This window comes from Celeribacter halophilus, from assembly GCF_018860305.1.
Classification (GTDB): domain Bacteria; phylum Pseudomonadota; class Alphaproteobacteria; order Rhodobacterales; family Rhodobacteraceae; genus Celeribacter; species Celeribacter halophilus_A.
In genome coordinates this window covers 265,770-290,939 of sequence record NZ_JAHKPE010000013.1, presented here as the reverse complement: position 1 = coordinate 290,939, position 25,170 = coordinate 265,770, and the positions used below count along the sequence as shown (strand labels likewise).

The 25,170-nt window shown below is 60.0% G+C and carries 20 protein-coding genes; 11 read left to right on the top strand and 9 right to left on the bottom strand.

The annotated features are described in order from the left end of the window. The first annotated feature begins 8 nt into the window (after positions 1 to 8). From KO492_RS03010 to KO492_RS02980, 7 genes are all read left to right on the top strand, one after another. Positions 9 to 1,307 carry a cytosine deaminase gene (locus tag KO492_RS03010; RefSeq protein ID WP_216043610.1) on the top strand — a complete coding sequence of 433 codons (1,299 nt, stop codon included), beginning with the start codon at positions 9 to 11 and terminating at the stop codon, positions 1,305 to 1,307. Then, positions 1,304 to 2,722: an FAD-binding oxidoreductase gene (locus KO492_RS03005; protein WP_216043609.1), complete on the top strand. Its 1,419-nt coding sequence runs from the start codon at positions 1,304 to 1,306 to the stop codon at positions 2,720 to 2,722. Before KO492_RS03010 ends, KO492_RS03005 begins: the two co-directional genes overlap by 4 nt. Next, positions 2,719 to 3,330 carry an NAD(P)H-dependent oxidoreductase gene (locus KO492_RS03000; RefSeq protein WP_216043608.1) on the top strand — a complete coding sequence of 204 codons (612 nt, stop codon included), beginning with the start codon at positions 2,719 to 2,721 and terminating at the stop codon, positions 3,328 to 3,330. The genes KO492_RS03005 and KO492_RS03000 overlap by 4 nt, the downstream gene beginning before the upstream one ends. 37 nt (positions 3,331 to 3,367) lie before the next feature. Next, positions 3,368 to 3,988 (top strand): NAD(P)H-dependent oxidoreductase, encoded by a 621-nt coding sequence (locus KO492_RS02995; protein ID WP_216043607.1) that lies wholly within the window; start codon positions 3,368 to 3,370, stop codon positions 3,986 to 3,988. A 1-nt stretch (position 3,989) separates the two neighbouring features. Continuing rightward, positions 3,990 to 4,916 carry an isopenicillin N synthase family dioxygenase gene (locus tag KO492_RS02990; RefSeq protein WP_216043606.1) on the top strand — a complete coding sequence of 309 codons (927 nt, stop codon included), beginning with the start codon at positions 3,990 to 3,992 and terminating at the stop codon, positions 4,914 to 4,916. Continuing rightward, positions 4,913 to 5,701, top strand: a complete 789-nt coding sequence (locus KO492_RS02985) for a creatininase family protein (protein WP_216043605.1) — start codon at positions 4,913 to 4,915, stop codon at positions 5,699 to 5,701. Before KO492_RS02990 ends, KO492_RS02985 begins: the two co-directional genes overlap by 4 nt. Before the next feature lie 230 nt (positions 5,702 to 5,931). Then, positions 5,932 to 6,441: a hypothetical protein gene (locus KO492_RS02980; RefSeq protein ID WP_216043604.1), complete on the top strand. Its 510-nt coding sequence runs from the start codon at positions 5,932 to 5,934 to the stop codon at positions 6,439 to 6,441. Positions 6,442 to 6,581: 140 nt separating this feature from the next. Here KO492_RS02980 and KO492_RS02975 read toward each other — a convergent pair whose 3' ends face one another. The 4 genes from KO492_RS02975 to KO492_RS02960 form a co-directional block, all read right to left on the bottom strand. After that, the gene (locus KO492_RS02975) at positions 6,582 to 7,772 is read right to left on the bottom strand and encodes an ABC transporter permease (RefSeq protein ID WP_216043603.1); all 1,191 of its coding nucleotides are present in this window, start codon (positions 7,770 to 7,772) and stop codon (positions 6,582 to 6,584) included. Further along, entirely contained in the window at positions 7,769 to 8,692 is a 924-nt protein-coding gene (locus KO492_RS02970; protein WP_216043602.1) for an ABC transporter permease, read from the bottom strand. The genes KO492_RS02975 and KO492_RS02970 overlap by 4 nt, the downstream gene beginning before the upstream one ends. Further along, entirely contained in the window at positions 8,689 to 9,780 is a 1,092-nt protein-coding gene (locus KO492_RS02965; RefSeq protein ID WP_216043601.1) for an ABC transporter ATP-binding protein, read from the bottom strand. Before KO492_RS02965 ends, KO492_RS02970 begins: the two co-directional genes overlap by 4 nt. Positions 9,781 to 9,862: 82 nt before the next feature. After that, the gene (locus KO492_RS02960) at positions 9,863 to 11,005 is read right to left on the bottom strand and encodes an extracellular solute-binding protein (RefSeq protein WP_252735186.1); all 1,143 of its coding nucleotides are present in this window, start codon (positions 11,003 to 11,005) and stop codon (positions 9,863 to 9,865) included. A 287-nt stretch (positions 11,006 to 11,292) separates the two neighbouring features. Here KO492_RS02960 and KO492_RS02955 point away from each other — a divergent pair, with 287 nt between their 5' ends. Then, positions 11,293 to 12,768: a PLP-dependent aminotransferase family protein gene (locus KO492_RS02955; RefSeq protein WP_216043600.1), complete on the top strand. Its 1,476-nt coding sequence runs from the start codon at positions 11,293 to 11,295 to the stop codon at positions 12,766 to 12,768. A 164-nt stretch (positions 12,769 to 12,932) separates the two neighbouring features. On the opposite strand, the gene KO492_RS02950 is transcribed toward KO492_RS02955, so the two are convergent. Continuing rightward, positions 12,933 to 14,423: an aldehyde dehydrogenase family protein gene (locus KO492_RS02950; protein WP_216043599.1), complete on the bottom strand. Its 1,491-nt coding sequence runs from the start codon at positions 14,421 to 14,423 to the stop codon at positions 12,933 to 12,935. 169 nt (positions 14,424 to 14,592) lie between these two features. Between KO492_RS02950 and KO492_RS02945 the strand changes: the two genes are divergently transcribed. Then, on the top strand, positions 14,593 to 15,966 hold the full coding sequence (locus KO492_RS02945; protein WP_216043598.1) for an aminotransferase family protein: 1,374 nt from the start codon (positions 14,593 to 14,595) through the stop codon (positions 15,964 to 15,966). 32 nt (positions 15,967 to 15,998) lie between these two features. On the opposite strand, the gene eutC is transcribed toward KO492_RS02945, so the two are convergent. The 3 genes from eutC to KO492_RS02930 all read right to left on the bottom strand — a co-directional run bounded on the left by eutC (position 15,999) and on the right by KO492_RS02930 (position 18,941). Beyond that, entirely contained in the window at positions 15,999 to 16,760 is a 762-nt protein-coding gene (gene eutC, locus KO492_RS02940; RefSeq protein WP_216043597.1) for an ethanolamine ammonia-lyase subunit EutC, read from the bottom strand. Further along, complete coding sequence (locus KO492_RS02935) at positions 16,757 to 18,139, bottom strand: ethanolamine ammonia-lyase subunit EutB (protein WP_216043596.1); 1,383 nt, start codon at positions 18,137 to 18,139, stop codon at positions 16,757 to 16,759. The genes eutC and KO492_RS02935 overlap by 4 nt, the downstream gene beginning before the upstream one ends. A 133-nt stretch (positions 18,140 to 18,272) precedes the next feature. Continuing rightward, entirely contained in the window at positions 18,273 to 18,941 is a 669-nt protein-coding gene (locus KO492_RS02930) for a TetR/AcrR family transcriptional regulator (RefSeq protein WP_216043595.1), read from the bottom strand. 222 nt (positions 18,942 to 19,163) lie between these two features. Between KO492_RS02930 and KO492_RS02925 the strand changes: the two genes are divergently transcribed. Together KO492_RS02925 and KO492_RS02920 are read left to right on the top strand one after the other, a co-directional pair. Beyond that, positions 19,164 to 20,330, top strand: coding sequence for an efflux RND transporter periplasmic adaptor subunit (locus KO492_RS02925; RefSeq protein ID WP_216043594.1), 1,167 nt, complete (start codon positions 19,164 to 19,166; stop codon positions 20,328 to 20,330). Positions 20,331 to 20,348: 18 nt separating this feature from the next. Beyond that, positions 20,349 to 23,459 carry an efflux RND transporter permease subunit gene (locus tag KO492_RS02920; protein ID WP_216043593.1) on the top strand — a complete coding sequence of 1,037 codons (3,111 nt, stop codon included), beginning with the start codon at positions 20,349 to 20,351 and terminating at the stop codon, positions 23,457 to 23,459. A gap of 75 nt (positions 23,460 to 23,534) precedes the next feature. Here KO492_RS02920 and KO492_RS02915 read toward each other — a convergent pair whose 3' ends face one another. Further along, positions 23,535 to 25,166, bottom strand: a complete 1,632-nt coding sequence (locus KO492_RS02915; RefSeq protein WP_216043592.1) for an alpha-D-glucose phosphate-specific phosphoglucomutase — start codon at positions 25,164 to 25,166, stop codon at positions 23,535 to 23,537. Positions 25,167 to 25,170: the final 4 nt, after the last annotated feature.

The following is a 25,170-nucleotide window of genomic DNA, read 5'->3' as shown; positions in this document are numbered from 1 at the left end:
GGACTTATATGAGCTTTTGCGTTCTGCCCAGCGGCGCGAAGACACTTCAAAATGTCACGGTCCCGGCCTGCCTTATCGGTCAGCCCGGCGACCTCATCACCACCGATCTCACGATCAAAAACGGCACGATTGTACAAACGGACGCTGGTGCTTCAGCCGAAACTGCAATCTCCACGCCAAAGATCGACATGAAAGGCGCTATGGTGTTTCCGGCCTTCGTCGATATGCACACGCATCTCGACAAGGGCCACATCTGGCCTCGTGCGGCGAACCCAGACGGCTCCTTTATGGGAGCACTGGAAACCGTGCGCGCCGATCATGCCAACTGGTCGGCCGAGGATGTGAAAGCGCGGATGGATTTTGCCCTACGCTGCGCCTATGCCCACGGCACCAAGGCGATCCGCACCCATATCGACAGTCTCGATGATCTCGCGGCCTCCTCATTTGGCGTTGTCAAAGAGATGCAGGAGAAATGGGCCGGAAAGATCGAGATTCAGGCCTCCTGTCTGGTCGCCATTGACCGGATTTTCCGAGAGGAAGGTGACTTTGCCGCGATTGCCAAGATCGTGGCCGAGGCCGGACAGGTGCTTGGTGCCGTGACCTATCCGGTGCCAGACCTGAAAGAGCGGCTTCTGGATTTCTTCCATTTCGCCATGGCCTATGATCTCGATGTCGATTTCCATGTGGACGAGACCGATGATCCAACCTCCGACACCTTGCGTACCATTGCCGAGACCGTGCTGGAACTTGGCTTCAAGAACACCGTCACCGTGGGCCATTGCTGTTCGATCTCGGTCATGCCCGAAGAGACCGCTGACGAGATCATCGCGCTGGTCGCCAAGGCCGGTCTCAATGTCGTCTCCCTGCCCATGTGCAATATGTATCTGCAAGACCGCTACAAGGGCCGCACACCGCGCTGGCGCGGGGTCACAATGGCGCATGAACTACAGGCGGCGGGCGTGAATGTCTCTTTCGCCTCCGACAACACCCGCGACCCGTTCTACGCCTATGGCGATCTCGATATGATCGAAGTGATGCGCGAAGCCACACGGATCTGTCACCTCGACCACACCGATGTGCCTTGGGTGCAGGCCTTTCTCGCCAATCCGGCACGGGCCTGCGGCTTTGACACACCGACACTGACCGATGGCGCGCCTGCCGATCTGGTCATCTGCAACGCACGCGGCTGGAGCGAGCTGTTCGCCCGTCCGCAATCCGACAGGGTGGTGCTTCGGGACGGAGATCCCATCGATCGCACCCTGCCCTCCTATAGTGAACTTGATGAAATCGTGAGCATGAAATCATGAAACCCAATGTCGCCGCCGCCAAGGCCGAACTCTCCCATCTGGAGATGGACGAAAACCCCGCCACCGTGCGCAACAAATCACGGGACTTCTTTTGGTATTCGCCGGTTCTCAAGGCCGAGATGGACCATCTGGAAGCCGATTTCGTGGTCAATCCGAAATCCGAGGCCGAAGTCATCGAGGTTCTCAAAACCTGCTACAAACATGACGTGCCGGTGACCTGTCGCGGGGGCGGCACAGGCAATTACGGACAGGCCATCCCGCTTGCGGGCGGCTGCGTCATGCACCTCACCGGCATGAACAAGATCAAGGAGATCGGCGCGGGCTATGTCGTCGCCGAACCCGGTATCATCATCAAGGAGATGGATGCCGAACTCAAAGAGAAGAGCGGGCAGGAACTGCGCATGTTCCCCTCGACCTATTCACAAGCCTCGCTGGGCGGGTTCATCGCGGGCGGTTCCGGCGGGGTCGGGTCGGCCAACTGGGGCGCACTGCGTGATCTGGGCAATATCGACCGGCTGCGCGTGATCACGATGGAAGCCGAACCCCGCGCGCTCGAATTCACCGGCGAGGAATTGCACCGCGTCTCCCATGCCTATGGCACCAATGGTATCATCACCGAAATCGAAATGCCGCTGGCCCCCGCCTATGAATGGGTCGAAATGTTCGTGCGTTTCGACACCTTCCGCAAGGCGACAGAATTTGCCGGACAACTGACCGCAGAGCCGGGCATCCTGATCAAGCTGGCCTCGGTCTACGCCGCCCCGATCGCGCATAAATATTTCCAGCGCGTGAAGAAATATGTGACGGATCAGGATCACCTCTGCGGCGTTATGGTGGCCCCGCAATCCATGGCCGCCTTCCAGACGCTGCTCAACCGCTACGAGGGCGGCGAAGTGATCTACCGTTCGGACAATCTCGAATGGGAACGTCACCCTGGTCCGGTCTATGAATACGGCTGGAACCACACCACGTTGCGGGCGTTGAAGTTCCAAAAAGACCTGACCTATCTTCAGGTCCGTTACGGCGATGACATCGAAAAGATCATGAGTGCCTACGAGACCTTCAAGGACGATCTCTACATGCATCTCGAAGTCATGCGCGAAGGCGCGGGAATTTCCTTTGCCGGTCTGCCCATTGTCTTCCCGAAGGACAAAGCCGAACTCGACGATCTGGTCGCCAAACACGAGGCGATGGACTGCATGATCTTCAACCCGCACCGCTACACGCTGGAAGAAGGCGGACGGCAATCGACCGACCAGCGCCAGCTTGACTTCAAACGCGAAGCCGACCCGAAGGGCCTGCTCAACCCCGGCAAGATGATCTCTTGGGACGAACCGGATTTCGATTATGCGGATATGTATAGTTACGCCAAAATCCTGCCGAAACCGGCACCGGAAAGCGAAGGTGTGGAATGAGTTCTGCCTCGACCTCCACCGCGCCTAAGGGCCGCGTGCTTGTGCTCTACGCCCATCCCTGCCCCGAAAGCTTCAACGCTGCGGTGCATGAGGTGGTCGTGGAGACCCTCGCCAAATCCGGTTGGGAGGTTGATGATTGCGACCTCAACCGCGAGGGCTTCTTTCCGGTGCTCACCGAGATCGAACGTAGGGGCTATCACGACGAGCCGGAGAATATCGAACCCGTGCGCCCCTATGTCGAGCGCATTCAGGCCGCCGATGCCATTGTCATGGTGTTTCCGGTGTGGAATTTCGGCTATCCGGCGATCCTCAAGGGGTTTCTGGACCGCGTCTTCCTACCCGGTGTGTCGTTCAAACTCATCGACGGCAAGGTGCGTCCCGGCCTGACCAACATCAAAAAGCTCTACGCCTGCGCCACCTATGGCGGCACCCGCTGGCGTGCGATCCAGAATGCCGATCCGCCACGCAAATGCGTCACGCGGGCGGTCTGGTATGCCTGCGGGATGCCGAAGAAGAAATACATCGCCTGCTATGACATGAACCGGAACACGGAGCCGAAACTCAAGACCCATCTGGAACGTGTGCGTCGCGAAATGGAGGCCATGTGATGCCTGTTCGCCTGTTCTGCGCGGAGGGCGCGCTGTCATGAAACGCGCGCTCGTCCTCTACTGCCACCCGCGCGAGACCTCGTTCAACCACGCCATCAAGGAACTTGTGATCGCGCGGCTTGAACGTGCCGGTGTCGACTACCGCCTGCGGGATCTCTACGCCGAAGATTTCGATCCGGTGCTCTCGGCCCATGACCACGAGATATACGAAACCGTGCCCGACAACCGCGCCCTTGTGGAGCGGGACTGTCAGGACATCGAATGGTGCGACAGCCTGATTTTCGTCTATCCCACATGGTGGTATGGCTTGCCCGCAATGCTCAAGGGCTGGCTGGACCGCACGATGGTGCCCGGCGTGTCCTTCATCATGCCCGAAGAGGTCGGCGGCGACATCAAACCGGGTCTGACCCACATCACAAAGCTTGGCGTTTTCACCACCTGCGGCGCGTCCCGCTGGCTCACCTTTTTCGTCGGCGCACCGGGCAAGCGGACCTTGCTGCGCGGGCTGCGGGTGATCCTCGCCAAACGCTGCAAAACCGCCTTTGCCGCGCATTTCCTGATGGACAGTTCCACAGCGCAAAGCCGCGCCAGACATCTGAAGCGTGTGCAAAAGCGGCTCGACAAGCTCATTGCCGCCCCCACGCCCAAGGAAGGTTGATATGGATATTCCCGTGCTTGACTGGCAACGCTTTGCCTCCGGTTCCGATGTGGCAGGTTTCGTCAAAGACCTCGGCGCGGTCTGTCGCGACACCGGTTTTTTCCTTGTCAAAGGCCACGGTATTCCAGAGACCTTGATCCATGATGTCTTTGCCAAGGGCGACGCCTTCTTTGCCCGCCCGCAGGCGGAGAAAGCCGCGCTCGACATCCGCAACAACCCGCACAATCGCGGCTGGGCCTGTCAGGGCTCCGAAGCTCTGGATGAAACCTCCGGCCAGATGGACCGCAAGGAGGCATTCAACGTCGGCTTCGACCTACCCGCCGATGATCCGCGCGTTCTGAAGGACGAACCCTTTCGCGGCGTCAATATCTGGCCCGAGATCGACGGGTTTCGCGACACCATGCTCCGCTATTATGACGCGATTCTGACGCTCGGCATCGGGCTGCACCGCGCTTTCGAGATGGATCTGGACCTGCCGGAAGGCTATTTCGCGCCGCATTTTTCCGAACCCATGGCAACCCTGCGCGTGCTGTCCTATCCGGCGGCCCCAGACGGCGAAGGCATAGGAGCAGGCGCGCATACGGATTACGGCTCTGTCACCCTGCTGATGACCGACGGCGTCGGCGGGTTGCAAGTCAAACCTAGAGGCGGCGACTGGATCAATGTGCCCCATGTTGAAGGTGCCTTTGTGGTCAATATAGGGGACTGCCTGATGCGCTGGTCCAATGACATTTACGTTTCAACCCCGCATCGGGTCCTGCCGCCGAAAACCGCGCGCCGCTCGATCGCCTTTTTCCTCGACCCGAACCCCGACAGCGTCATCACCGCACTGCCGGGCACAGGAGAGGCCAAATACCCCGCCATCACGGGGGCCGACTATCTGCGGTCGCGACTGGATGCGACCTATACACCGAAGGAAGTTCAATGAGACGTTTTGATTGGGCAGAGTTCCGCACCACGGAATTTGCCGGTTTCGACCCCGAGAAAACCATCGTGATCCTGCCCACGGCCGCCGTGGAACAACACGGGCCGCATCTGCCGGTCGGGGTGGATCAATATATCAACGAAGGCATGCTCGCGCATCTGCGCAATACCTGCCCCGATGATGTGAACATCCTGATCCTTCCGGTGCAATCCGTGGGCAAGTCCAACGAACATATCCACGCCAAGGGCACGCTGACCTATACGGCCAAAACGGCGCTCGACGCATGGACCGAAATCGGGCTGTCGGTCGCGCGTGCGGGTCTCAAGAAAATGGTGATCGTCAATTCCCACGGCGGCAACCTTGATCTGATTTCCATTCTGGGCCGCGAATTGCGGGTGCAGGCGGGCATGATGGTCGTCAAATGCCAATGGGGCAATTTCGGCAAACCCGAGGGCATGTATTCCGAACAGGAAAACCGCTTCGGCATCCACGGCGGCGATTTCGAAACCTCGCTCATGCTGCATTTCAAACCGCATCTGGTGGATATGTCCAAGGCCGAGGATTTCCGCTCCACCGCAGAAACCGCGCCGATCTCGCCCATCGGGCCGGTCAATCTGGCGTGGGTGTCGAAAGACCTCAACCCCAAGGGCACCGTCGGCGAAGCGCATCTGGCCACCGCCGAAAAAGGCGCCGCCACCTGTGCCCATCAGGTCGCGGGCTTCATCGAAATGCTCAAAAAATTCCGCGACCTTCCCGTCGAAGGCTACGACCGCACGATCCCCGACTGATCGGGCGCCAAAGACCACTGATCAAAGGGGGCAATCAAGGCCGCCCCTTGCACTTAATGGGTCAGTCGTCACCGAAACTGCTTATGACTGCAACGGCACATCGAAACCGAGCGTACTTGACGTCTGCTCAGCGGACAAAGCCGCCATTGCACGGAAACGTGGTTATAGCTATTCGGAAATACATGAACATTGGCTCGCCTGAGTTATTTGTAATGTCTGAGGAGTTTCGGATGCAATGTTTCCAATCAAACGAATTTGATAGAATAGTTATCATCGGTAACACTGCATCAGGAAAAAGCTGGCTTTCAAAACGTCTGGGCAAAAAGCTTTCTTCAAGTGTTGTCGACCTTGATCAAATACATTGGGTTGATGGGGACTATAGCCGCAAGGAATCTGTGCCGGTCGCTATCGCGAAGACATCAGAAAAGGCTCAACAGGAACAATGGATTATTGAAGGTGTCTATGGATGGTTGATCAGTCCAATCATTGATCGCGTTACGTGCCTAATCTGGACCGATATCCCATGGTCCGAAAGCCGCAAGAACCTGTTTGCGAGAGAGACGGAGCGTGGATCAACTGAAAATTTAAAAGAACTAGAGGCTTGGTCAGCAGACTACTGGAACAGGAAATCTGCTTCATCCTACGGTGCACATCTTGCTATTTACGAAGGCTTCAAAGGTTCAAAATACCGTTTGACTAACATGAGAGAAACTTCAAGTTTTATCGAACGCATAGAGTAGATCTGAAGAACGTTAGGTAGGTCTGGGCTCGAAGCCGACAATACACTCCAAGCCTAGGTATCACTCCCCTACAGCACGACACACAAAGGGGGCCAATCGCGGCCCCCTTTTCTATGATCACACCTTAAGGAGCCGCGCCCCTAGTCGTCACTCTGCGGTGGAGCGATCCCGCCAAATGCACCGCCAAAGGCCGACGGGCTTGCCGGTTTCGGGGCCACAGGTTCCGGCGCGGGAGCGGAGCCGCCCAAGCCTCCGAACGCACCGCCAAACGCCGAATTGGATTTCGGCAGGGTGTTTTCTTGCGCTTGTTGGGCTTCAATCTTCTCCTGTTGAGCTGCGCGCAGGGCCTCTTGGCGGGCCATCTTGTCTTGCAGCACCGCCGCTTCACACACCGAACTGTCGTGACGCGAACCGGCGTAGCTCAGACCTGCGATCACCGCGACGAGAATGGCAAAGACCACCCCCGGATGGGTCAGCGCCCGCGTGATCGGGTTCGCATAAAGTGGAGAGCGCGCCGAAGGGCCACCCGCTTGTGCGGCCTTGCGGCGCTGGTAGGCTTCGTTGGTCAAAGCGCCCACAAGCGTGATGGTGATGATGATCACCGCCAGCGCGGACAGGGACGGGTCCGTGCCGTGCCGCACTTTGGAGGCCAGCGCCGTGGTAAAAGTGCTCTCCGAAAGCACCGTGAACACCGTGGTGTTGTAATTCTCGAAAGAGGCCAGAAGCGTGATAAAGGCGGCAGAGCCGATGGCCGGCGCCATGAAGGGCAAAAGGATCTTGCGAAAGGCCTGACCCGGCGTGGCCCCAAGATCCAGCGCCGCCTCGGTCTGTGTCGCATCAAATCGCTGCAACCGCGCGATAAAGACGAGCATCGCATAGGCCGAGACAAAGGTGATCTGGCCGACGATGGTCAGGAAAAACCCGTTGTAAATCGCCCCTGCCCCCAGCCCCCGCGAGATTTGTCCCCAGAGCACAATGGTCGAAATCCCCAGAACCACGCCGGGGATCAGGATCGGCAGGATCAGCACCGTGTAGAGCATGGCACGCAGCTTGGCCGGAAGCTCCGAGAGCGCCAACGCCCCCGCCAGCCCGATCGGCACGGCCAGCGCTACAACGCCCAGCCCGATGATGACCGAGTTCAACAGCCCGTCCATCAAACGCGCATTGCCCAGCAACTCGCCGAACCAGCCTGTCGTAAAACATTCCCACGGCACCACACGCGGAAACCGCGAGGAGTTGAAGGCCGTGATCACCATGATCACCAGAGGGCCGAAGAGAAAGGTGAAAAAGGCGATGGCATAGGCCCCGCCAAAGAGCGTGTTGCGGGTCATTTGCCAATCTCCCCGACCGAGACCTTGAAGACACGCATGGTCAACAGGACAAAGGAGATACAGGTCAGCAACAGCATCACCGCATAGGCCGAGCCTCTGGGCCAGTTCGAGGATTCATTGAACCACTGGTATATCAACTGCGTGAACCAGAGGCTCGAAGGTCCACCCAGAATTTGCGGCGCGGCCAGTGCGCCTGCGGTGAGCATAAAGACCATGGTCGCACCCGACACGATGCCCGGTTTGGCCAACGGCAGTACCACCCGCCAATGCACCCGCCACAAAGGGGCACCCATATCGCGGGCGGCCTCGACCTGTGTGTGATCCAGCGCTTCGATGGCGTTATATATGGGGAAGATCATCAACAGGATATAGGCGTAGGACAGGCCGAAATAGAGCGCCACATCGGCGCGGATAAAATCCACTGGCGCATCCCACAGCCCGATCTGCATCCCCACCGTATTGATCACACCCGTCGCGCCGAACAGCACGCGAAACGCAAAGGCACGCAGGATTTCATTGATCCAGTAGGGAATGATCAGACCGATCACCATAAGCCGCGCCGCCACCCCCTTGGCCCCGTGGGCAAGGATATAGGCGATGGGGTAACAGATGATGACATCAATCAAGGTCACAACAACCGCGGCCACAAGAGTGCGCACGAGGATCATCAGATCGAGACTGTTCAACGAGCCGTCCGCGTTAAAGAAAAAACCGCGATATTGCTCCAGCGTATAATGGTCCGCCTCTGTGCCGATCTGGTCGGCGGGAAGGTTGAAGCGGAAGGAATAATCCAGCATTGAAAGCTGCGGCAATGTGATGAACACCACAACCCAGAGCGTCACGGCAATGGCCACGAAAAGCGCGGCCCCCATGCCGTGTTTCGCCATCAATGTGCTATAGGCAAGTTTCAACTGTTTCATGCTTCGCTCGCCATATGTCCGACCGGAAGGATGGTGGCGTTCATCGGCGCAAAGCCCAGAGACAGGTTTTCCCCCTGCGCCAAAGGACTTCCCGCCAGCCCTGCGTTGACCATGGAAATGCGCAGCTCGGTGCCCGCGCTTCGGGCAAAGACATGGTTGGTCGCGCCTTCGAATTCCTGCCGCGTGAGCGTGGCCTCGAACCGGTTTGTGCTGGCACCGGGCGTCAACTGCTCAGGACGCACAAAGAGGATCGCCTCCTCCCCCGGCTTGTATTTGCGCCCGCCGCCCACACGGGCCTCAAAGGTTCCCATCGGGGTCTCAAGCGCGGCCACCTCGCCCGACTGGCCCTTGATGATACCTTGCAAACCATTGTTTTCCCCGACAAACGAAGCCACGAAAGCCGAGCGCGGGCGGTTGTAGATGAGATCAGGTTCTCCCACCTGTTCGATCACGCCGCGGCTCATCACCGCCACACGGTCGGACATGGTCAGAGCCTCGCCCTGATCGTGGGTGATATAGATAAAGGTCACGCCCACCTGTTTCTGGATCGCACGCAACTCCGTGCGCATGTGCTGGCGCAGTTTGAGGTCGAGCGCGGACAGAGGTTCGTCCAGCAGAAGAATATCCGGCTCCACCGCCAGCGCGCGCGCAATGGCCACACGTTGTTTCTGGCCGCCTGACAATTCGGAAACCTTTTTGTCCCCGATCCCCGGCAGAGCAATCATGTCGAGCAACTCGTCGGCCTTCTTGCGACGCTCTTTCTTCGACGCGCCGCGCACCTCCAGCGGAAAGGCGATGTTTTCGGCCACCGTCATCAACGGGAACAGCGCCAGATGCTGAAAGATCAGAGCGGTCGGGCGTTTGTTCGGCCCCACACCCGCCATATCCTTGCCACCAATCAACACGCGCCCCTCGGTCGGCTCGGAAAAGCCGGAGATACAGCGCAGCATCGTGGTCTTGCCGCAGCCTGACGGGCCGAGGAAAGAGAAAAACTCGCCGGAGTTGATCTTGAGATTGGCATTGTCGACAGCGGTGAAATTGCCGAAACGAATAGAGACGTGATCGAGGAGAACGGATCTGTCGGGCATTGTGTTCGCTTTTATGTGTATAGAAAGCCGCATCGGAAAAGACCCCGCACCCCGAAGAGGCGCGAGGTCCCGAAAACGTGCTTTATGCGGAGAGGAACTTGTTGGTGAATTCGGAGCGCATTTCCGAATACCACGGAGCTTCCGCAGGCCATGCGTTCAGGTTCGCCAGCGCATCCCCCGGATAGGCATCGGCAAAGTTCTTGGCATAGATTTCGCCACCATAGGCATCCGCGCCCAGAACCGGCGAGTTGTAGCCGTGGGTCTTGATCGCTTCACCCGCCCATTCCGGATTGTAGCAGGCGTCGATAAAGGCATAGATCTGGTCGATGTTCTTGGCGCCTGTGGGCATGGACATCCCGTCAACCCACGCCATAGCGCCTTCGACCGGCGCACGATACATCACCGGCTCGCCTTCGTTCTTGAGCGCAATCGGCGGGCCGTCCCACGTCTGGCCGACGATGACGCCTTCGTTCAACAGACCGTTTTTCTGCGCATCCGCATCGTTCCAGATCAGCTTGATATTGCCTTTCTTTTCAATCGCGTGATCGACGACCTTCGTCCAGACTTCGGTCATTTTCTCGGGGCTTTCATATGCCGCCCAGATGGAACCCGGCTCCAACATGCCAAGACGTTCCATGCCAAGCCCGAGGCCCAGAAGCATGGAGTGCCCGCGGCCCATGGTCTTGCCCGCATTGGCATCATCCCAGATGTCGTAATAGGACGGGAACTCGCCCGCCGGTGTGAACATATCGGTGCGCCATGCGACCCCTTCGGTGCCCCAGATATGCGGCACCCAGAAGGTGCCCTTGCCTTCAAAGTTCCAGTGTTTCTCCCCAAGCGCCATCGCCGGATTGACCTTTTCAATGGCGATTTTCGACATATCGAACGGCTGCAACAGACCAAGCTCGGCCCAAAGCAGGTTGCGGTTAACGGTCGGGGACACGAGATCGAACCCTTCGCCGCCCGTGGCCTTGAGCTTGTTAATGATCTCGTCGTTCGACCCGATGCCGGTGAAGTTGAGTTTGATCCCTGTGGACCCTTCGAATGCCGTCACGAAACTTTCCGGCAGATAGTCGGACCACATCATCACGTTGATCTCGCCCGAAGAGGCCAGCGCCCCACGGCTGACCAGGGCCGGAGCCGCCAGACCGCCCAGCACTGTGGCCGATCCTTTGAGAAACCCGCGACGTCCGACGCCTGCTGTGGTGAATTTGAGTTTTGTCATGTCACTCCCCGTGAACCTTTGTGTTTTTATGCGGCGGCCGGTCCATAAGGGATGCCCTCATGCCCGAAACCGCTCACGAAAAAGCCTAGGGGGACAAATTTTGCTGAATTTAGAGCCAGACCGTGTAATCTATGGTGCCAAAGGGGGTTTCGCTCTGTGGTCTTCTTCGCTGCACAATAGAGTGGCGCTTGAGCCAGGACTTTGCCCATATCCGTGCGGCTTCGAAAGATTTGGTTCATACCATTGCGATAGACCGTTCCAACGCCCAGACGACAGGACACAGACACATGCTGGACCGTTATTTCGAGCAGCCTTTCGACCAAAGCGCCTCGCTCCAGCACCAGATTCAGGAACGCCTCATTCAGGCCATTCTCGACGGTGCGGTTTCACCGGTCGATCCTCTGCCCTCCTCGCGCGCCTTTGCCACGGCGCTCAACGTGTCGCGCAACACGATCTCGATTGTCTACGAGCGCCTGCATCAGGACGGGTTCATCACCGCCAAACCGAGGCGCGGCTATTTCATCGACGAGAATTTCGTGCGCGAAAAGCTCAATGTCGCCCCGCCGCGCCGCAAGATCGGGACAGGCACCGTGCCGGACTTCGACCGGTTCCTGCCGCACCGCTTCACCGCCTTGCCCAATATCGACAAACGCAGCGACTGGCGGCGCTTTCCCTATCCGTTCATCTACGGTCAGGTCGGGCGCGACGAGACCTCTGTGGCGCGCTGGCGTGATTGCCTGCGCCGTGCAGGCACCTCGCGTCATGTGGGCACATGGGCGGACGATCTGGTGGACAGCGACGATCCGCTGTTGCTCGAACAAATCTCGCGCCGTGTTCTGCCCCAGCGCGGGTTTCGCGCCGACGCCGACGAGCTTTTGATCACCGTAGGGGCGCAAAATGCAATCTGGATGATCGCCAATCTGTTTCTGTCACCGGAGCGCGAAATCCATATTGAAGACCCCGGCTATGTCGATGCCCGCAATATTTTCGCCGCACAAGGCGCGCGGATCGTTCCCGTGCCTGTGGACCGCAAGGGCATGAAACCCGATCAAAATCTGGCCCATGCCGATATGGTCTATCTGACGCCGGGGCATCAAAGCCCGACAAATATCACCATGCCGATGGAACGGCGGCTGGCGATGTTACAGGCGGCTTCGGATTACGATTTTCTGATCCTCGAAGACGATTACGAGCATGAGTTGAACTTTGTCGGCGCACAGCATCCGACGCTCAAGGCGCTCGACGGCACGGGACGGGTGATCCATGTGGGCTCGCTTACCAAGCCGCTGTTTCCGGGCATCCGGCTTGGCTTTGTGGCCGCAGATCGCGCGGTGATCCATGAATTGCGCCACCTGCGGCGTCTGATGTATCGCCACCCCTCGGCACTGGCACAACGGGCGATGGCGCTGTTTCTCTCCGAAGGCCATTACGACGCCCACATCCGCCGCCACCGCCGCAGCATGGCGGACAAGTGGCGGGAAATGTTGCGAGAAATCGACCGCAACCTGCCCGATTGCGAAGCCACCATGACCACCGGCGGCTCCGGTGTCTGGGTCAGCCTGCCCGAAGGGGTCGAAGCCGCTGCGGTCAAGGCGGAGGCGGAAACCCGCGGCGTTCTGGTCGAGGATGGCACACCGCATTACCTGCGTGCCGACGCTCCGCGTAACCGGCTTCGACTGGGGTTCGGGGCGATTGATCTGGCAAAAATCGCACCGGGGATTGCGGAGTTGAAAGCGGCAATCGCCTCGGTGCGGGGTCTCTGATCCCGACGGTTTCACCGCGTCGGACTTGTGTCGGACTTCTGTCGGATATGTATCGGGCAGCCTACCATATACTGCCAAACCGCCCCGACCGGTTCCCGAGAGCCAAACGCCCGCCAAAACCGACAGAGTGCCCCGCCCCCTGACACACAGGGGACGGGAAGGTCTTAGTCCATCGCGATGACGATGGTTTTCGAGCGGGTGAAATGCGCCAGCATTGCCTCCAGAGAGGCTTCCTTGCCAAGTCCCGAACGCCCGAACCCGCCGTAGGAGACATTGGGCTGGATGGTGAGGTTCTGGTTCACCTGCACATAGCCCGCATTCAGACGCGATGTGGCGTCAAGCGCACGGGACAGGTTTTCGGTCCACACGGTCGCGGCCAGCCCGTAACGGCTGTCATTGGCCCGCGCAATCACATCCTCGTAATCGCTCCATTTCTGAATGACCGCCACAGGGCCGAAAATCTCGTTTTGCACACAGGGGTGATCTTCCGGCAGGTCGAGCAAGAGCGTCGGCAAGGCAAAGAGATCAGGCGAAAGCTCTGTGCCCTCGGGGACCGCACCACAACGGATTACGGTCGCCCCCGGCGTGGCCTCGGCCTGCGCCACATAGCCCGCGACAACAGCGGCCTGTTTGGCATTGATAATCGTGCCGATATCGGTCGCCTCATCCAACGGATCACCGATCTTGAGCGTGTCCAGCTCCGCCCGCAGTGCCGCAAGGAAGGCGTCATAGAGGCTTTCATGCACATAAATCCGCGACGACGCGGTGCAGCTTTGCCCCTGACGGGTAAACCGCATCCCCGAAATGGCACCGGCCACGGATTTCTCAAGGCTGGCATCGTCGCACACAATCATCGGGCTTTTGCCGCCCAGTTCCAAAGACACAGGCACGATGCGCTCGGCCCCCGATTTATAGACCGTCTCCCCCACGGCTTCGGAGCCGGTGAAGGTGATCTTGGCCACATCCGCGTGCGAGGTCAGCGCCGCGCCACAATCGGCCCCTGTGCCGTTGATGACATTGAGCACACCGTCCGGCAGGTGCTGCATCAGGATTTCAGCCGCCAGATAGGTCGCAAAGGGGGCTTCTTCGGAGGCTTTCACCACCACAGTGTTGCCCGCCACAAGCGCGGGGGCGATTTTGAGCATCATCAGCACCAGCGGCACGTTCCACGGCAGGATCGCCGCCACAACGCCAAGCGGTTCGCGCGTGGTCATGGTCAACATGCGCGGGTTGAACGGGATGGTTTCGCCCTTCAACTCGGAGCCGAGCCCGCCGTAGAATTCCAGAATATCTGCGGAGGTTTTCACTTCGCCACGGCACTCGGTGCGGATGGCCTTGCCTGTCTCGCGCGCCAGAACCTGCGCAACGATTTCGAAATGCTCCAACAGGGCACGACCACCGGCGGCGACGGCCTTGCCACGCTCACGCGCAGGGATCGCGGCCCATGCGGGACCGGCGGCCTTGGCAGCACGCACAGCCGCATCGGTCTCGGCCGCAGTTGAGGCAGCAGCCTGCCCCAGAACCGCGCCTGTGGCAGGGTTGAGGACATCAAGGCTGGCGGAGACGGGCACATGGCGACCGCCTACGAGGTTAAGGTTGCGATAGGCCGCAATCGCGGCCTGCGGATCGGCGGGAGGGGTGAATGAATCTGTCATGCCCTTTTCCTCGCCGGAAATTATCGCGCCGCAAAGGTGCCAGAGAAATCAAAGAATGAGTCCAGATATTTTCCCGTCTTGAACTGGACTGATATTTGTCTTTCACTGGCTCTAACACCTCCCCCGAAACCCATGATTTGATCGGGATGATCAAAGAAGGAATCCCCCTATGCACGATAATGATCTCTCCGCCATCGTCGAGGCCGACCGCGCCCATGTCTGGCACCACATGTTCCAACACCAGCTTCTGGATAGCCGCGACCCGCGCATCATTGTCGAGGGCAAGGGCATGTCGGTCTGGGATCAGAACGGCAAGGAATTTCTTGATGCCGTCTCCGGCGGGGTCTGGACCGTCAATGTCGGCTACGGGCGTGAACGCATTGCCAATGCGGTGCGTGACCAGCTGATCAAGATGAACTATTTCGCAGGCTCTGCCGGCTCGATTCCCGCGGCGCAATTCTCGGAAATTCTCACCGCGAAAACCCCCGGATTGAGCCGTATGTATTACTGCAACTCCGGCTCTGAAGCCAATGAAAAGGTTTTTAAAATGGTGCGCCAGATTTCGGCGCAGCGCTATGGCGGCAAGAAATCGAAAATCCTCTACCGCGAGCGCGATTATCACGGCACGACCATCGCCACGCTTTCGGCCTGCGGCCAGAAGCAACGCGCCCAGCATTACGGCCCCTTCGTCCCCGATTTCGTCGAGGTTCCGCATTGCCTTGAGTATCGCAAACAGTGGGATGTGGAGAATTACGGCGAGCGTGCCGCAGAGGCCATCGAAGAGGTGATCCTGCGCGAAGGGCCGGACACGGTCGGCGCGCTGTGCCTTGAGCCCGTGACTGCGGGCGGTGGCGTGATCGTGCCGCCGAAAGGCTATTGGGAGAAGGTGCAGGAAATCTGCACGAAATATGACATCCTGCTGCATATCGACGAGGTGGTCTGCGGCATGGGGCGCACGGGCGAGTGGTTCGGCTACCAGAACTACGGCATCAAGCCGGACTTCGTGACCACGGCCAAGGGGGTCGCCTCCGGCTATGCCGCGATCGCGGTGATGCTGACCACGGACGAGGTCTTTGGAATGTTCAAGGACAATGCCGACGATCCTCTCAACTACTTCCGCGACATTTCCACCTTTGGCGGCTGCACTGCCGGACCGGCTGCGGCCATCGAGAACGTGGCGATCATCGAGGAAGAAGGCCTTCTGGACAACACCAAGGTTATGGGCAAGCGCCTTCAGGACGGTCTTGTGGCTTTGATGGACAAGCACCCGCTGATTGGTGACACGCGCGGGGTCGGCCTGTTCTGCGGCGCGGAACTTGTGGCAGATCGCGAGACCAAGGAGCCGCTCTCCGAGAAACTCGTGCAGGCGGTTCTGGGCGAGTGCGACAAGCAGGGAGTCATCATCGGCGCGACCATGCGCTCCCTGCCGGGCTTCAACAACACGCTGTGTTTCTCGCCCGCCTTGATCTCGAAAGAGGACGACATCGACCGTATTCTGGATGCGGTGGACAACAGCCTTACAATGGTTGAAAAATCACTTTAATTCTGACGATCAATGGTTTGATATAATTCGGATTATGCCCCGTCGATCAGCGGGGCATTTTCCACATCCAGCGCACCGCTTTCTTCCTTGAGCCCTGTGCCGGTCAGCTTGCGTTCAAGAGCAGCGCGGGTGAGCCATGCAATCTTTCCGGCGGCCTGCTCATAGCTCATTCCGCCTTGGCCGTGGATGTTCGAGAGGCAGTTGCGCTGGCTGTCTTTGGTGCCGGGTTTCGGATCATAGGTCAGATAGGCACCCAGACTGTCTGCCACGGTCAGGCCGGGGCGTTCACCGACCAGAAGCACCACCAGACGCGCGCCCAAGGCTGCGCCGATCTCGTCCCCGATGGCGACCCGCGCTTGCGAGGCGATCACAACAGGTCCAAGGCTCAGCCCCTCAAGTCGGGCGCGGGCGGCATGGGTCACGGCGGCGGCATGGGCCTGCACCGCAGCGGAAGACAGCCCGTCCGCGATCACAAACGCCACGTCGCAGACCGGTCTGGCGTTGAGTTTCTCCGCCTCGCCCTCAGCCAGTTTCCGCCCCAGATCGGGACGGCGCAGATAGCTGGCCCGATCCGGCGCGGCAGAGGCCACGCGGATCACCTCCAGCGGCGCAAGCTCCGCCTCCAGCGCGTCCAAATCAAGCCCCGAATGGACCGCATCGCGAGCGCGGGCATGGGCGAACTGGAACTCCAGATTGGCCCGTGTCGGCAGCCCTGCCCCTGACCGCCCGAGCGCGATCCGCGCCGGTGTCGCCTGACGCAAGGCCGCCCATTTGTCTTTCGCCACATCACTCATGGGGCGGCCTCCAGCAGGCACGCACTGGCCTGACCATTGTCCAGAAGCTGTCCGCTCTCACTCACAAGCCCCATGCCCGTGAGCCATGCCTCGAACTCCGGCGCGGCCTTGAGGCCCAGAGAATTGCGCAGATAGGCGATGTCGTGGAAGGACAGGCTTTGATAATTCAGCATGATGTCATCGGCACCGGGCACCCCGATGAGGAATTGCGCACGCGCATTGGCCAAAAGCGTCATCAGCACATCCATGTCATTCTGATCGGCCTCGGCATGGTTGGTGTAGCACACGTCACAGCCCATCGGCAGGCCGAGGAGCTTGCCACAGAACACATCTTCCAGCCCCGCGCGGATGATCCCCTTGCCGTCATAGAGATATTCCGGCCCGATAAATCCGACCACCGTGTTGACGATCAGCGGATCAAAAGCGCGACAGACCGCATAGGCGCGGGCCTCAAGGGTCTGTTGGTCGATGCCGTGATGGGCGTCAGAGGACAGGGCCGATCCCTGCCCCGTCTCGAAATACATCACATTGGAACCCACCGTGCCCCGCTTGAGCGAAAGCGCGGCCTCATGGGCTTCCTTGAGCATGGAGAGCGTCACGCCGAACCCGTCATTGGCCGCCTGCGTGCCCGCCACGGATTGAAACACCAGATCCAGAGGCGCACCGCGCTCGATGATCTCGATGGAATTGGTGACATGGGTCAGCACACAGCTTTGCGTCGGAATGTCGTAGCGCGACCGCAGGTCGTCGAGCATGGACAGAAGCGTCATCGCCGTGGGGATGTTGTCGGTCGCCGGATTGATCCCGATCACCGCATCGCCCACCGCATAGGACAGACCATCCAGTGTCGAGGCGACAATGCCCTTGAGATCATCCGCCGGATGGTTGGGTTGCAGACGCGAGCCGATCCGCCCCGCAAGGCCAAGCGTCGAACGAAAGGCGGTGATCACGGTGATCTTGCGCGCCACGGCGATCAGGTCGCGGTTGCGCATGAGCTTGCTAACTGCGGCGGCCATCTCCGGCATGAGACCGGGGGCGAGTGCTGTGAGCGTGGCGGCATCTGCGGCATCCGACAAGAGCCAGTCGCGGAACTGCCCGACGGTCATATGGGACACGGGCGCAAAGGCCGTGGCATCATGGCTGTCCACGATAAGCCGCGTGACCTCGTCTGTCTCATAGGGGACCAGAAGCTCTTCGAGAAAGGCTTTGAGCGGCAGATCGGCCAGCACCATCTGCGCCGCGACACGTTCCACATCGCTTTCGGCGATCAGCCCCGCCAGAGCATCCCCTGAGCGTGCAGGCGTGGCTTTGGCCATGACCTCGGCCAGCCCCGCAAAGCGGAACATCTCGCCTCCAAGCTGGCAATGATAGCTGCCCATGTCTTGCCTCCGTTATTCCCCTGCGACCCTAGTCATTGCGCGGGATGTTGCACGGGGGCGGCGCCGGATTTCCGAGGTTTTCCACATGACGAGCATCGTAGGCGCACATTCTTTAGGCGCTCATGCCCGAATTTCAAACAGAGCAGCCGTTCAGAAACAGGGAGATCGCCAAGTCGCGGCGCTCGGCCCGTTGTTCCGGCGTGGCCTCCGGACGTCCGGCGTCCAGAAGACAGGGTATCGGGTCTTCAAACACCATCGACACGAGAATCTTCGCCGCAAGGGCTGCCCGATCCTCGGTCAAACGCAAGCGTCCCGCCGCGATCTCGCGCCGAAGTTCCACAAGCACATAGCCGACGATCCGTTCATGCCCGTTCTGAACGAGTTCCCGCGCCAAGGTCGGATAGGTTTGTGCCCGCGCAATGATGGTCCGCATAAATTCCCGCTTTTGCTGGTCGGTGCCATGCGGCTTGTTGAAGGTCAGCAGAAAACGCAGCCGTTCCGCGAGAGGCTTGTCAGCATCTTCTGCGGGCAAAGGCCTGAAGAAACTGGCGCTCAGGCGGGCGATCACCTGCCCCAGCAAAGCCTCCTGCCCGTCGAAATATTCGTAAAGTGTGCGTTTCGACATGCCTGCACGCCGCGCGATGCCCGCCATGGTGACACGGTCAAAGCCCTGCTCCATCATCAACTCATGGGCTGCATCGAGAATCGCTGCCTCGCGGGCATCGTGATCCATCTGCACCGGACGTCCACGCCGCCGCGCCGGACAGCAGTCTTCCGGCTGCTCTGCCTGATATTTAGCCATCTGCACCTCCCCACAACCACTGAGCAATGTCGCACATCCCGCACCGCATACACGCGCTTTACAAAACTATCCAGTTTCTTTAATCGAATTTCAAGCAAACTTCGTATATGCCGTTGTAAAAGACGCCCAACATAAATGAGAAGTCGCGAAACCTGTCGGGTGCCACACCCGCATTCCTCCCCCCGACCCGCAAGGATCGGGTTATTTTCGTCGGAGACCTACATGCACAGCCCCTATTTCCCCTCCCTTCGTCGGGCCTTGCCCATTCTTGCTCTAAGCCTGACCGCATCGGCCTCTGCATTTGCACAGGATGGTCCGCCGCCCAGCCCTGTGACCGTGGTCACGCTGGAGGCCAAGGACATCACCCTGTCGGCCCCCTTGCCCGGCCGTGTGGCCGCCTCTTCGGAGGCCGAGGTGCGCCCGCAGGTCAGCGGCATTATTCAGGAGCGCCTGTTCAAGGAAGGCACACCTGTGCAAAAGGGCGACCCGCTCTACCAGATTGATGCTGCGACTTATGAGGCGCAGAAAGCTGTCGCAGAGGCCAGCCTTGCGCAGGCCAAAGCCGCGCTGAAATCGGCAGAAATCGACTACGAGCGTCAGGAACAGCTGCGCGCCCGTAACGTGACCTCGCAGCAGGATCTCGACAGCGCCGTTGCCGCACGCGATTCCGCCGCCGCAGCGGTCAAAGTGGCCGAAGCCAATCTGCTCTCTGCCGAAATTGATCTGGAACGCACAACAATCCGCGCGCCGATCTCCGGCGTCACGGGGTTGAGCGAAATCACCCAAGGGGCCTTGGTCACCTCCGGTCAGGCCAGTGCCCTGACCACGATCCGCGCGCTTGATCCGGTCTATGTGGATGTGACCCAAGCCGCCGCAGACATGCTGCGCTGGCGCCGGACCAATGCGGCCACGGGGCCGGAGGCCAGCTTTGACGAGAGCGTGTCGCTGACGCTTTCCGATGGCGAGCCTTACGAATACAAGGGCGAACTCTCCGCAGGCGAACCCTATGTGCATGAGGACACCGGCACAACCGTGCTGCGCCTGTCCTTCCCCAATCCCGACCACTTCCTGTTGCCCGGCATGTATGTGCAGGTGGAAATGCCCCAAGGGGTCGTGCCCGATGCCGTGCTGGTGCCGCAAGAGGCCGTCAGCCGCGACCGTCGCGGACGCCCGATGGCTCTGGTCGTCAATGACGAAAACGTGGTGGAGCAAAGCATCCTCAACGTGGTCAGCGATCAGGACGACATGTGGGTGGTTACCGAAGGTGTCTCCGCAGGCGACCGCGTGATCGTGGCCGGATTGCAGAAAGCCGCACCGGGGGCCACCGTGGCCCCGCAGGAACAGACCTCCCCCGAGAGCGCGGATGATGCCGCCGCCTCGAACAACTGATCCGCGAAAGGACCTTTCATGGCGCGCTTTTTTATTGACCGCCCGGTCTTTGCCTGGGTGATTTCCATCATGATCATGGGGATCGGCCTGTTGTCGATCTTCACCCTCCCCGTGGCGCAATATCCACAGATTGCCCCGCCCTCCGTCAGCATCAATGCGAACTATCCGGGGGCCTCTGCGGATACGGTGGCCAATACCGTGACCCAGATCATCGAACAGCAGATGACCGGTCTGGACGGGATGCGGTATATGTCGTCGTCTTCGACCTCATCGGGATCGGCCTCGATCACGCTGACCTTCGAGACGGGCACGGATCCGGACATCGCGCAGGTGCAGGTGCAAAACAAACTGGCACAGGCCACGGCGCTCCTGCCCGAAGCGGTACAGCGGCAGGGGGTGACGGTGGAGAAATCCTCCGCCGGCTTCCTCATGGTGATCGGGGTGATCTCCGAAGACGGCAGCATGGATCAGGCCGACCTTGCCGATTATCTCAACTCCAACCTCGTGGATGCGTTCAGCCGCGTCGAAGGGGTCGGCGGCACACAGGTGTTCGGGGCGAAATACGCCATGCGCGTCTGGCTCGACCCGTCGAAACTTGCGGCTTTCGACATGACGCCTTCGGATGTGGTGAACGCCATTTCCGGCTATAACGCCCAGATTTCTGCGGGCTCTTTCGGCTCCCGTCCGGCGCCGGAAGGTCAGGCGCTCACCGCCACGATCACCGCGCAATCGCTGTTGGAAACGCCGGAAGACTTCCGCAACATCATCCTGCGCTCCGAACAGAACGGCGGGCTGGTCCTGCTCGAAGATGTGGCCCGCGTCGAGATCGGTGCGGAAAACTACCTGGCGGTGGCGCAGTATAACGGCAAACCGGCCTCGGGGATGGCGATCCAGCTTGCTCCCGGTGCCAATGCGCTCGACACCTCGAAACGCGTTCGCGCGTTGATTGAGGACTATGCCGAGTATTTCCCCGAGGGCATGACCTATGTGATCCCCTACGACACCACGCCCTTTATCGAAATCTCGATCCACGAAGTGCAAAAGACCCTGATGGAGGCCATCGTTCTGGTGTTCTTCGTCATGTTGCTCTTCCTGCAAAACCTGCGTGCGACGCTTATCCCGACGCTCGCGGTGCCTGTGGTGCTGCTCGGCACCTTCGGCATCTTGGCCGCCTTCGGCTTTACCATCAACGTGCTCACCATGCTCGCGATGGTGCTGGCCATTGGTCTTCTCGTGGATGACGCCATCGTGGTGGTGGAAAACGTCGAACGGATCATGGAAGAAGAAGGGCTCGGCCCCCGCGAGGCCACCAAGAAATCCATGGGGCAGATCACCGGCGCGCTCATCGGGATCGCGCTTGTGCTCTCCGCCGTGTTCGTGCCGATGGCCTTTTTCGGTGGCTCCACCGGTGTGATCTATCGCCAGTTCTCGATCACCATCGTCTCCGCGATGATGCTCTCCGTGCTGGTGGCACTCACTCTCACCCCTGCGCTCTGTGCCACGCTTCTGCGCGGCAAGGATGTCCATCACGAGCGTCGTGGCCCCTTCGGCTGGTTCAACACCCTGTTTGAAAAGCTCTCCGGCGGCTATGGCGGCACGGTCGGCTATATCATCCGCCGTCCCCTGCGCATGTTCATGGTCTACGCCCTGATGGGTGGCGGCATCGTCTGGCTGTTCATGCAGACGCCCACGGGTTTTCTGCCGGACGAAGATCAGGGCATCATGATGGCGCTCATTCAGGGTCCGTCAGGCTCCACAACCGAAAACACGCAGGCCGCAGCAGACCAGATCCGCGACTACTTCCTCTCCGCAGAAAGCGACAATGTAGACTCGGTCTTCTCCGTGGTCGGCTTTTCCTTCTCCGGTGTGGGGCAGAACAACGGTCTGGCCTTTGTCCGCATGAAGGACTGGGAAGAGCGCCCCTCGCCCGCGCAATCCGTGCAGGCCATCGCAGGGCGCGCCTTTCCGGCGATGATGGGCATTCAGGAGGCTATGGCCTTCCCCATCGTGCCGCCTGCGGTGATCGAACTGGGCAACGTCTCAGGCTTTGACTTCTACCTGCAAGCACTGGGTGGTCAAAGCCACGAGCAGCTGCTCGAAGCGCGCAATATGCTGTTGGGCATGGCCTCGCAAAGCCCGCTCATCGCCTCTGTGCGCCCGTCCGGTCTTGAGGATGCGAGCCAGTTCAAACTCGACATCGACTGGCGCGCCGCCGGTGCGATGGGGGTTTCACCCTCCGAAGTCGGCAACACGCTGGCGATTGCCATGGCGGGGACTTACGTCAACGACTTCAACGACAACGGCCGCACCAAACGCGTCTATGTCCAAGGCGATGCCGATGCGCGGGCCACTCCGACCGACTTGCAGAAATGGCGCGTGCGCAACTCTTCGGGCGAGCTGGTGCCCTTCTCCAACTTCACCACCGAACGCTGGGTCTACGGCCCGCAGGGTCTCAGCCGCTACAACGGCACACCCTCGATGCAGATTCAGGGCTCCCCCGCGCCGGGCGTGTCCACCGGTGAAGCCATGGCGGAGATCGAAAAACTCGTCGAACAGATCCCCGGCGGCTATGCGGTCGCGTGGACGGGGCTGTCGCTGGAAGAACGCGAAAGCGGCTCGCAAGCGCCGATGCTCTATCTGCTCTCACTGGCGGCGATTTTCTTCTGTCTCGCAGCGCTCTATGAAAGCTGGGCGATCCCCTTCTCCGTCATGCTCGCCATGCCGGTCGGGGTTCTGGGGACACTGTTCACCGCATGGCACTTCGGCTTCCAGAACGGTGTGTTCTTTCAGGTCGGCCTTCTGACCGTGATCGGTCTGACCGGCAAGAACGCCATCCTGATCGTCGAATTCGCCCGCGAACAGGTCGAGGCAGGCAAGGATCTTGCCGAAGCGGTTCTGACGGCGGCGAAACAGCGGTTCCGTCCGATCGTCATGACCTCGATGGCGTTTTCCTTGGGGGTTGTGCCTCTGGTGCTGTCTTCCGGCGCGGGTGCCGGTGGCCGGATGGCCGTGGGCGCGGCAGTGCTTGGCGGGACCATCACAGGGACGGTGTTCGGCATTCTCTTTGTGCCGCTGTTCTTTGTGATCGTCTTCAAACTCTTCGGCTCGCGCAAGAAAGCCGCGGCCTGATCCGTCAGGCAGACCCTAGAAAAGCAAAAGGCCGGGCAATCGCCCGGCCTTTTTCATTGTCTGTTTCTGACCAACTCAGGTGATCACATCCGGCGCATCGCGACCGGTGCGCAAACGGATTTCCGCCAGCTTTTCCGCCGCCGCAATAATCCCCGACAAAGCGTTCTGCGGGTTGTCCTGAAGCGCGGCCACATTGGTTTCCACCTTTTCGAGATAGACCCTGAGCGTCGCACCCTCTGTGCCTGTGCCGGACAGACGGAACACGATGCGGCCCCCGTCCTTGAACATGATCCGGATGCCTTGATGCTCGGAACGCGATCCATCCACCGGATCGTCATAGGCAAACTCGTCGGCAGCCTCGATGGTCATGCCTTCGACCACACGGCCCGGCTGGTTCGGCAGACGGTTGCGCAGCGCCTCCATCAGCCCGTTTGCCGCATCACTGTCCACCGCTTCGAAATCGTGGCGCGAATAGTAGTTGCGTCCGAATTTCGCCCAATGCTCGGCCATGACCTCCGCCACGCTTTGCTGACGCACGGCCAGAACATTGAGCCAAAACAGAACCGCCCACAGCCCGTCTTTTTCGCGCACATGGTCCGAGCCCGTGCCCGCGCTTTCCTCGCCACAGAGCGTTGCGCGCCCTGCATCCAGAAGATTGCCAAAGAATTTCCAGCCGGTGGGCGTCTCATAACAGGGAATGCCCAGCGACTCGGCCACGCGGTCAAGTGCGCGCGAGGTCGGCATGGAGCGCGCCACGCCTTTGAGCCCGTCCTTATAGCCCGGAACAAGGGTCGCATTGGCCGCCAGAACCGCGAGGCTGTCAGACGGCGTCACATAGGTGTGGCGGCCTACAATCATGTTGCGGTCCCCGTCCCCGTCCGACGCCGCGCCGAAATCCGGCGCATCGCAAGAGAACATCAGATCCATCAGCGGCTTCGCCCAGATCGGATTCGGATCGGGATGCCCGCCGCCAAAATCCGGTGACGGCACCGCATTGACCACGGAACCTTCCGGCGCACCCAGAGAGCCTTCCAGAATGGCTTTGGCATAGGGGCCGGTCACGGCATGCATCGCGTCAAAGCGCATGGTGAAGCCGGAGGCAAACAGGTCACGGATCGCCTCGAAATCGAAAATCTCCTCCATCATGAGATGGTAATCGACCACAGGATCGACCACTTCGATCTCCATGCCGAACAGCGTGGTCACGCCCAGTTTCGACAGGTCCACATCCTGCGCCTCGCAGATGGCATATTCGCTCAGGGTTTTCGTCTGTTCGAAAATGGCCTCTGTAACCGCTTCCGGCGCGGGGCCGCCATTTGCGGTGTTGAACTTGACGCCGAAATCCTCGGTCGGACCACCCGGATTGTGCGAGGCGGACATGATGATCCCGCCATCGGTCTGGCGTCTGCGAATGAGGTTGGAGGCCGCCGGTGTGGAGAGCAGCGCATTTTGCCCGACGATGACCTTTTTCGCCCCGTTGGCCGCCGCCATACGCAAGATCACCTGCGCCGCGCGGTCGTTGAAATAGCGCCCGTCCCCGCCCAGCACATAGGTCTTGCCCTCGGCCCCGCCTGTGCCGTTGAAAACCGCCTGCACGAAATTCTCGAGATAATGCGGCTGCATGAACACAGGCGTCTTCTTGCGCAGACCGGAAGTGCCGGGTTTCTGGCCATCAATCGGAGTCGTGGCAACCACATATCGGGTCATAACG